The following is an 8336-nucleotide window of genomic DNA, read 5'->3' on the forward strand; positions in this document are numbered from 1 at the left end:
GGTGGTCAACGGCGCGCAGCCGCGAACGCGGCTGTGCTCGGCTGCCCGGCGCGGGGGACGGTCAAGTTAGCGTGGCCGCGCGGCCGCGCCGTCAGCGTACCAGCAGGTGGGTTTTTTCCTTGACGTCCTTGAACTCTTCGGCATCCGGCAGGGCCGCCTTGGTCTTGGTGATCGACGGCCAGTTACGCGCCAGGTCGACGTTGATCTTGATGAAGGCTTGCTGGTCGGCCGGCACATCTTCCTCGGCGAAAATCGCGTTGACCGGGCATTCCGCGACGCACACCGCGCAGTCGATGCATTCGTCCGGATCGATTGTCAGGAAATTCGGGCCTTCCCGGAAACAATCTACCGGGCAGACATCAACGCAGTCCGTGTAACGGCAGGCGATGCAGGATTCGGTGACAACGTGGGTCATAACAGTCCTATCAATATGGGGGGTGCTGTGGCGCCGGAGGGAATTCGTCGGTGCCGCTAAAGCAAAGCAGCGTATTTTAAGGCAATTCGGTATTTCTCACAAATCGGGCTTATATACAATACAAATAAGCAAATTCGTTTTATGCGCGTTTTTGCGGCTGCGGCGCCAGGGCGCGGCCGCGGCGCGGTAGCGGATGGACTCCCTTGGTTTGGAGGCGGCCGCCGCCGTTCAGGCGGCGGCGCGGATCTGCGCCAGCAGGGTTTGCCACGCCGCGCTGGCCGGGCTGCCGTCCTCGACGAAGCTCAGCGTGTGCTGGCGGCCGTTGTCGTCGACGGTGATGTGCCAGCGCGGCAGGTCGGCGCCGATGGTCTCCGGCTGGGCCGTGGCCCGGTCCGCGAAAAAGCCGGCCCCGGCCAGCGCCGCCTCCAGCGCCTTGCCCTTGGCGCTGGCGGCGGTGTCTATGTCGTAGCGTTCGCCCTGGCCGGCGAAGCCGCCGCTGCTGGTTGCCGATATTTTCATCTCGCTCCTCTTGGTTGCGTGCCGGGCCGCCGCCGCGCGGCGCCCGCGAACCGGGCTTAACCCAGCTCTTCGTTCAAGCCCCGCGCCGCCGCGCCGCCGCCGCCGCCGCCGCCGTTTTGTTGGGCGCCGCCGCCGTCGGGCGCGTGGCCGTTGCCGCGCAGGTTGCCGCCGTAGTCGCGGCACCACGCCGCCAGCGCCGCGCGCTCCTCGTCGAGCAGGCTTTCCGATTCGAGGTATTCGGCGCTGTTCATCGTGCCGCAACAGGCGCGCCGGTCTTGCCGCGCGCCGGGCTGGTCTTCGGTGTAGGCCTGGAACATCAGATTGGGACCGGCCTGGCCCGTCAACGGCGTCTCGCTGAGCACTTCGCGCCGCGTGAACTGTTCGCGGATGGCGTCGCGGTAGCGCTGCGGCTTGCCGTCGGCGCTGGCGATGAGCAGCATCTGGTTGGCGACGTCGGCGTAGGTGGCGCCCATGTCCGGCGCGCCGATCAGCGCGCGCAGCAGCAGGCTGCGCAGGCCGTCGGCGACGCGGTGCAGCACCGCCGCGTCGTCTGCGACGGCCGGGTCGCGCTCGAACGCGAACACGTCGGCCAGGATGTCGTAGACGGCGCCGGTGAACACCTGCGAGATCGCGTGCACCTCGTTGCCGGTTTCGGAGAGCTTGAAGTCGTTGTCGGCGTTGCGCAAGCCGTTCGGCCGCCCCAGCGCCAGACCGAACTGTTCGGCCATGTCGGCCAGGAAGGTCTTGTCGTGCAGGTTGGCCTTGGTCTGGGCGATCACCGCCTCGACCTGGTCGAGCTGCGACAGGGCCAGGAAGATCGCGGTCAGGTCGCCGAAGGCTTCGTGCAGGCCGCCGGTTTGCGGCGGATTGCCGTTGAGCAGCCATTTCGGCTTGAGGCCGTCGAGCACCGCGTGGCCGGCCTCGTGCGAGACGATGTCGAACGAGCGGCAGGTGTAGACCCGCTCGGTGCCGCCGCTGGGGATGAAGTCGCCGAACTTGAGCGCCTTCTCGGTGCGGCTGTAGAACGCGTTCATGACGTTGGGCAGGCCGTGCGGAAACACCTTCAGCGGCGCGGTGTTGTTGGCGCTGTTCCACTGCCACGGCAACGGCGCGGCGTTGCCGCCGCTGGCCAGCGCGCGCTGGTACATGCTCAGCGTCAGGCGCACCACGGCGAAGGTATGGATCGCGTCGAACTGGTCGGTGTTGGGCGAGACCACGAAGTCGCCGAAGGCGTTCGGGTTGACCGGGGCGATGCCCGGCTCGCCGAAGGTGACGCGGGCGTCGCGCGGACCCTGCAGCACCAAGCCGGGCAGGAACACCTTGCGCGTGCCCAGGTCGCTCACGGCCGGGTCTTGCTTCCAGATCAGCACGCGCGAGCCGAGCGGCACCGCCGCCGGCGTCGACGGTTGCGGCCCGCGCGGGCGCCCCGGCTGCAGCGTCAGTTGCACGTTCTTGCGGTGCTGGCGGTACGGCGCCGACGGCGTCGGCACGTAGCTGACGGGCAGGGAGGCGCATTTCGTGAGCACGGCTTCGACCGGCACGATCACTTTTTGGTCCATATTTTCTCTCCAGAAAAGATGCGGCGCGGGCCGCGGCGTCGACGCGCCAGCGCGATCAGACCGTTCCAGTTTCACGCCTCGGTTCGAACTGAGATAGTCGGCTTCTGTCCGCGCCGTGGTTTGAGCTGGCACAAGCTTTGCACGGGCGGCGCGACGTGGCGCGCGGTGCCGGGACAGGGGGAGGGGCGCCGCGCACCGAAACCAGGGGCTGAACCCGGGACCGCGCGCTCAGTTGAGGGTTTTCGTCGGTCGGGTTAGCCCGCCAGGGCGTAACCCGACTGGCGCCGGCGGCGGCTCGGCGTCGGATGGCGTCAGGCCAAGCCGACCCGCGGCGTCAGGGCGGACCCAGTTGTTACAGCAGGAAGAAAAACGCCGCCGTGATGGTCGGCGGCAGCGCGCCCAGCAGCAGGCCGAGGGCGCCGATCGAACCGTCCTTGAAGCCGCGCCGCACCAGCGCGGCGCCGGCCGGATTGGGCGCGTTGGCGATCACGGTCAGGCCGCCGCCGGCCACCGCGCCGGCCATCAGCATGTACTTGGCCTGCTCCGACAGGCCGCTGATCAGCGAGCCGAGGTAGGTCAGCGCGGCGTTGTCGGTGATCGCCGTCAGGCCGAGCGCGCCGAAGAAGATGGCGGTCGGGCCCAGGCTGGACACCAGCGGCTGCAACCACCACTGCTGCATGCCGCCGAGCAGCACCAGGCCGGCCAGGAAGAAGCCGACCAGCAGGCCCTCCTTCAGGATCAGCGGGCTTTGGTGGTGCTCGTAGGCCTTGGTGTAGCCGAGGAAGAACAGGAACAGGCCGATGAAGACCACCGGGTGGTGGGCGAAATACACCACGCCGGCCAGGAACGCCAGGTGCACCGCGCTGACGGTCCACGACATAGGCGCGGCGCCAGCCGGGGCGGCGTCGGCGCCGGCGCCGTCATCCGCGCCGGCGCCGGCGTCGCGCAGGTGCGCGCGCAGCAGGACGGTGATGACGCTGGCGTTGAGCAAGACCGCCAGCGCGGCGCGCCAGCCGAAGGTGCTGGCCATGAACGCGGTGTCCCAATGCCAGGTCGTGGCGACCATCAGCACCGGCGGCGCGGCGTACGAGGTCAGCGTGCCGCCGATCGAGACGTTGACGAACAGCACGCCCAGCGCGCCGTACTTCAGCCATTCCGGCATGTCCTTGCGAAAAATCTGCGGCGCCAGCATCAGCGCGGCCAGCGTCATCGCCGCCGGCTCGGTGATGAGCGAACCGGTCAGCGGTACCACGCCCAGCCCGAGCCAGGCCAGCGCGACCGCGGTGCGCATTGGCGCCAGCCGCGCCAGCCCGGCCAGCAGGCGCCCGACCGCGCCCAGCACCGGTTGCGAGGCGGCCACCACCATGACCACGCAGACGAACATCGGCTCGGCGAACTGGCGCGATTCGGCGTAGGCGAGGGCGGCGGGGCCGCCGGCCAGCGCGGCCATCGCCAGCAGCAGCAGCATGGCCCAGAAGCCGAACACCACCTCGACCTCGCCGAGCAGGTGCAGCAGGCCGGCGTGGCGCGGGTGGCGGTGGGCCAGCACCTCGAAAAATTTGGCGCCGAAGGTGTGCAACAGGGCCAGTCCGAACAGGACCGCGCCTAGCGTTTGCATGCTGCTCGTTTCCATCGTTTTATCTTTCATCTTTTGTCTGTTGTCGGCGCGGCGGCGGCCCGGGGCGCACGGCCGCCGCGGCGTTATTATGCTACACAACGGCGCGCCGCCTGAGGGTGGCGACGGGCGGGCACTGGCGCCGCCGCGGCCCAACTGGCATTATTCCGACTGTCTTATTTCATCTCAACAAAAGGATAGCTCGATGGCTGACATTCATATCGTTCAGGAACACGGCCTGACACCCAAAAAAGCCCGCGAGGCGGCGCAAAAAGTGGCCGACAAAATGGCCGAGGAATACGACCTCGACTGCACCTGGGAGGGCGACGTGCTGCGCTTCGAGCGCAGCGGCGTCAGCGGTTCGTTGACCCTGGCCAAGACGCAGGCGCAGATGGACTTGAAGCTGGGTTTCCTGTTCAGCGCCTTCTCGGCCAAGATCGAAAGCAAGATCACCGAAAACATGCAGACCGTGTTCGGCGGCAAAGCTTGACGGCGCGCGCGGCGCTGGCCGCGCCGCTTCGCCGCGAAGGGCGCGCAAGGCGTCCTTCGAGCCCGGCCAGGGACGTCGCCCGCCACACCGACGCGCGGGTCATCATATGGCAACAGAAAACCGGCGACGAATGGATCGTCCAGGCGCTGGCGGCGGATAAAAATAGTCGCGGTGGAAGCGGGACGGAGGGGGCCGGCGGCGGGGGCCGTCGGTGGGCGATGGGCGGTGGGCGATGGGCGGGGCGGGCGCCGCTGCGCGCCGGCGCCGCCCGCGCGCTAGTGCGTTTTAGTCTTTCAGATCGGCGATCAAGTCGACGTATTGCTGTTGCGCCTCTTCGGTCGAGGTACCCGTCAGGGCTGCCCAGGCGTCGTATTTGGCGCGGCCGACCATGTCGGTGAAGCCGGGGCGCGAACCGCTGGCGTCGCCGGCCGACGATTGCTTGAACAGCGCGTAAATCTTCAGCAAGGTCATATTGTCCGGACGCTCGGACAGGTTCTTGGAGTCAAGCTGCGCTTGCTCGAATTGCTCTTGTAAACTCATACGTACTCCTGTTGGCTGAAAAAATGTTGCTCTGTTAATGTTGCTAGAGTAGTTTCACTAGAATCTTATCGCAACAATCCGATTCCCGAGCGACATAATAGGACCAAACGCCCGCCAAACTATAGAGGAGATGCTCGAATGTTGTCCAAAGCCCTGCCGGCCCCCAGCCGGAAAAAGATGTCCACCGTCGACACCGCATGGCTCAGGATGGATTCGGACAGCAACTTGATGATGATCGTCGGCGTCGCCATGCTCGACAAGCCGATCAGCGCCGCGGCGCTGAAGCTGGCGCTGACGACGCGCTTCCTGGTGTTGTCGCGCTTTCGCAGCCGGGTCGTCAGCGACCTGTCGGGCAGTTGGTGGCAGGAGCAAACGGTCGACCTCGACGACCACGTGGTGCCGGCCCTGCTGGCGCCGGCGCTGCCGGCCGGCGCCAGCAACAAGCCGGCGCTGCAGCAACTGGTCGGCGCCTTGTCGCAGCAGCCGCTGGCGGCCGACAAGCCGCTGTGGCAGATGCACCTGGTCGACCATTGCGTCGGCGAGGACGGCCGCGTGCGCCAAGCGCTGATCGTGCGCATCCACCACTGCATCGCCGACGGCGTGGCGCTGGTGGGCGTGTTCATGTCCATGTTCGGTAGCAAAATCGACATCGCCCCGGCCGAGCCGAGCCCGCGCGCCCGCGCCGCCGCCGAGGAAAACCCGTGGGCGCAGATCCTGCTGCCGCTGACCGCCACCGGCATCAAGGCGATCGACCTGTCGTCGCACCTGCTGATCAAGTCGATGGGCATGCTGGGCGAGCTCGACAAGCTGGGCGGGCAGCTCGCCGAGCTGGGCCATACGGCCGGGCAATTGGCGACCGACGCCGTCAAATTGACGACCATGAGCGAGGATACGCCGACCCGCTTGAAGGGCAAGCCGAACGGTAAAAAGCACGTGGCGTGGAGCGAGCCGCTGCAGCTGGCCGAGGTGAAGGCGGTCGGCAAGGCCTTCGGCTGCTCGATCAACGACGTGTTGATGGCCAGCGTGGCCGGGGCGCTGCGCGCCTACCTGCGCGCCAAGGGCGACGCGGTGGCGCGCGACTGCGACGTGCGCGTCATGGTGCCGGTGAACCTGCGCAAGGCCAGCCGCCGGCAAAAGCTCGGCAACGCCTTCGGCCTGGTGCCGCTGGTGTTGCCGGTCGGGCTGGAAGACCCGGTCGCCCGCCTGTTCGAGGTGCGCCGGCGCATGAACGAGCTGAAGGGCGGTTACACCGCGCTGGTGGCGATGTCGGTGCTGGGCGTGCTGGGGGCGACCCCGAAGCAGGTGCAAAACGAGGTCCAGAACTACTTCGCCAGGAAGGCCACGGCGGTGATGAGCAACGTGTCCGGTCCGCACACGCCGCTGTACCTGGCCGGCAGCCAGCTCGACCAGGTGATGTTCTGGGTGCCGCAGTCGGGCGACATCGGCGTCGGCGTGTCCATCCTCAGCTACAACGGCGGCGTGCAGTTCGGCATCGTCACCGACGACGCGCTGGCCACCGATCCAGACAACATCATTCACCGCTTCGCGCCCGAGTTCGAGAAACTGGTGATGCTGGCGCTGATGGACGAGTGGCGGGAACCGGGCTGACAGGTCGCGGCGGCGGACGGTCCGGCGCGGCTGGTCAATCGACGGCTGCGACGGCCGGCAAGCTCGTACTTGCCGGCCCGCTATACCGGGGGCGCGTGCGCGGCGCCGGCGGGCCGGATGATAGTATAGGTGTCCTGATATCGATGATGGATGGCGCGGCGCGGCAACGGCGCGCCGCGCCCGCTGAGCGGATATTGATGACCACGACCTCCATGTTGCTCCATGCCGACATTGGCGCCTTGCTGCCGCGCCTGCGTCGCTTCGCCCGCGTCCTGTGCCCGCGCCGCGACGAGGCCGACGACCTGGTCCAGATCTCGGTCGAACGCGCCTTGCAGCGCAGCGCGCAGTGGCAGCCCGGCACCCGCCTCGACAGTTGGATTTTCCGCATCATGGCGCAGGCTTGGCGCGGCCAGCCGCGGCCGGCCGCGCGCGCCGAGCCGGCGTTCTCGGCGGACGATACCGGCGAGCGCGGCGGCGTCGCGGCCGACGCGCCCAGGCGCGCGCTGCTGCAGGCCATCGGCCGGCTCGACGACGAGCAGCGCCTGGTGCTCGGCCTGGTGCTGGTCGAGGGTTTGCCGTATCAGGAGGCGGCGGCCGTGCTGGACCTGCCGCCCGAGTCGGTGGGCCAGCATTTACTGCGGGCGCGCCAGGCCTTGCAGGGGCTGCTACCTGACCAGGCGCGGAAAATGCCATGACCTTGAGCGACGACATCCTGATGGCGTTTGCCGACGGCGAACTCGACGACGCCAGCCGCCAGGCCGTCGAGGCGGCGATGCGGCGCGACCCGGCCGTGGCGCAACGGGTGGCGCGGTACAAGGCCTTGCGCGCCGAGGTGTTCGCCGCCTTCGCGCCAATCCTCGACGAGACGCCGCCGCCGCGCTTGTTGCGGCCGCTGCGGCCCCTGCGCGGCGCCAAGGTGGTGCAACTCGACGCGGTGCGCGCCACCAGGACGGCGCGCCACGCCGCGCCGGAGCCGGTCGCCAGGGTGGCGAACTGGTCCTGGCCGGAATGGGCGGCGCTGGCGGCGGCGCTGGCCTGCGGCTTGCTGCTGGGCCGCTTCGTGCTGGCCGAGTGGCCGTCGGACCGGTTGGCGGCGGCGGCCGGCGCCGACGGCGCGCTGGTGGCGCGCGGCGAACTGGCGGCGGCGCTGTCGCAGCAACTGTCCGGCCCGGCCACGGCGGACGGCAAGGTGGCCATTGGCTTGAGCTTCGTGTCGAACCAGGGGGTGTATTGCCGCAGCTTCGTGATGGACGGCGGCGGCCGGGATCTGGCCGGGCTGGCGTGCCGCAGCGGCGCGCAATGGGCGCTGCCGGTGCTGGTGCAGCAGGCCGGGCAAGCGCGGCAGGCGGGCGCCGGGCGCGGCCGCGCCGAGGCGGCGTTGGCGGTGCAGCAGGCGGTCGAGCAGCGCATCGACAGCGCCGCGCTGGACGCCAAGATGGAACGGCAGGCGCTGCGCCAGGGTTGGCAGCGCTAACGGCCGCGGGGGGGGGGGGGGGGGGGGGGGGGGGGGGGGGGGGGGGGGGGGGGGGGGGGGGGGGGGGGGAGAGGGCGGGGGGGGAGGGGGGGGGGGGAGGGGGGGAGAGGGGGGGG

Annotated in this window: 9 protein-coding genes; 4 read left to right on the forward strand and 5 right to left on the reverse strand. The window is 69.1% G+C overall.

All coding sequences use genetic code 11. From position 1 onward, the window contains the following. Positions 1–91: 91 nt before the first annotated feature. The 4 genes from fdxA to ACFDR9_RS17675 all read right to left on the reverse strand — a co-directional run bounded on the left by fdxA (position 92) and on the right by ACFDR9_RS17675 (position 4141). Positions 92–415: a ferredoxin FdxA gene (gene fdxA / locus ACFDR9_RS17660; RefSeq protein ID WP_017878589.1), complete on the reverse strand. Its 324-nt coding sequence runs from the start codon at positions 413–415 to the stop codon at positions 92–94. Between the two features lie 228 nt (positions 416–643). Beyond that, positions 644–934: a protealysin inhibitor emfourin gene (locus tag ACFDR9_RS17665; protein ID WP_017878590.1), complete on the reverse strand. Its 291-nt coding sequence runs from the start codon at positions 932–934 to the stop codon at positions 644–646. 56 nt (positions 935–990) lie between these two features. Then, positions 991–2493, reverse strand: a complete 1503-nt coding sequence (locus ACFDR9_RS17670; protein ID WP_327076207.1) for a hypothetical protein — start codon at positions 2491–2493, stop codon at positions 991–993. Positions 2494–2845: 352 nt separating this feature from the next. Next, positions 2846–4141, reverse strand: coding sequence for a putative Na+/H+ antiporter (locus ACFDR9_RS17675; protein ID WP_409031827.1), 1296 nt, complete (start codon positions 4139–4141; stop codon positions 2846–2848). A 172-nt stretch (positions 4142–4313) separates the two neighbouring features. Between ACFDR9_RS17675 and ACFDR9_RS17680 the strand changes: the two genes are divergently transcribed. Beyond that, a complete protein-coding gene (locus ACFDR9_RS17680) occupies positions 4314–4598 on the forward strand; it encodes a polyhydroxyalkanoic acid system family protein (protein ID WP_017878592.1) in 285 nt (94 codons plus the stop codon). Positions 4599–4883: 285 nt separating this feature from the next. Here the strand turns inward: ACFDR9_RS17680 and ACFDR9_RS17685 are convergent, their stop codons facing one another. Next, on the reverse strand, positions 4884–5138 hold the full coding sequence (locus ACFDR9_RS17685) for an acyl-CoA-binding protein (RefSeq protein ID WP_017878593.1): 255 nt from the start codon (positions 5136–5138) through the stop codon (positions 4884–4886). Between the two features lie 138 nt (positions 5139–5276). On the opposite strand from ACFDR9_RS17685, the gene ACFDR9_RS17690 reads away from it, so the two are divergent. The 3 genes from ACFDR9_RS17690 to ACFDR9_RS17700 all read left to right on the forward strand — a co-directional run bounded on the left by ACFDR9_RS17690 (position 5277) and on the right by ACFDR9_RS17700 (position 8220). Continuing rightward, positions 5277–6746: a wax ester/triacylglycerol synthase family O-acyltransferase gene (locus ACFDR9_RS17690; protein WP_327076205.1), complete on the forward strand. Its 1470-nt coding sequence runs from the start codon at positions 5277–5279 to the stop codon at positions 6744–6746. A gap of 197 nt (positions 6747–6943) precedes the next feature. Further along, complete coding sequence (locus ACFDR9_RS17695) at positions 6944–7441, forward strand: RNA polymerase sigma factor (RefSeq protein ID WP_327076204.1); 498 nt, start codon at positions 6944–6946, stop codon at positions 7439–7441. Continuing rightward, positions 7438–8220: an anti-sigma factor gene (locus ACFDR9_RS17700; protein WP_017878596.1), complete on the forward strand. Its 783-nt coding sequence runs from the start codon at positions 7438–7440 to the stop codon at positions 8218–8220. The genes ACFDR9_RS17695 and ACFDR9_RS17700 overlap by 4 nt, the downstream gene beginning before the upstream one ends. Positions 8221–8336: the final 116 nt, after the last annotated feature.

This window comes from Janthinobacterium sp. CG_23.3, assembly GCF_046115965.1.
In the GTDB taxonomy this organism is placed as follows: Bacteria; Pseudomonadota; Gammaproteobacteria; order Burkholderiales; family Burkholderiaceae_D; genus Janthinobacterium.

Bases quoted from the DNA above. Each gene is read 5' to 3' on its own strand.
- ACFDR9_RS17700 (WP_017878596.1), top strand. From the start codon at position 7,438: ATGACCTTGAGCGACGACATCCTGATGGCGTTTGCCGACGGCGAACTC.
- ACFDR9_RS17670 (WP_327076207.1), bottom strand. From the start codon at position 2,493: ATGGACCAAAAAGTGATCGTGCCGGTCGAAGCCGTGCTCACGAAATGC.
- ACFDR9_RS17690 (WP_327076205.1), top strand. From the start codon at position 5,277: ATGTTGTCCAAAGCCCTGCCGGCCCCCAGCCGGAAAAAGATGTCCACC.
- fdxA (WP_017878589.1), bottom strand. From the start codon at position 415: ATGACCCACGTTGTCACCGAATCCTGCATCGCCTGCCGTTACACGGAC.
- ACFDR9_RS17680 (WP_017878592.1), top strand. From the start codon at position 4,314: ATGGCTGACATTCATATCGTTCAGGAACACGGCCTGACACCCAAAAAA.
- ACFDR9_RS17685 (WP_017878593.1), bottom strand. From the start codon at position 5,138: ATGAGTTTACAAGAGCAATTCGAGCAAGCGCAGCTTGACTCCAAGAAC.
- ACFDR9_RS17695 (WP_327076204.1), top strand. From the start codon at position 6,944: ATGACCACGACCTCCATGTTGCTCCATGCCGACATTGGCGCCTTGCTG.
- ACFDR9_RS17675 (WP_409031827.1), bottom strand. From the start codon at position 4,141: ATGAAAGATAAAACGATGGAAACGAGCAGCATGCAAACGCTAGGCGCG.
- ACFDR9_RS17665 (WP_017878590.1), bottom strand. From the start codon at position 934: ATGAAAATATCGGCAACCAGCAGCGGCGGCTTCGCCGGCCAGGGCGAA.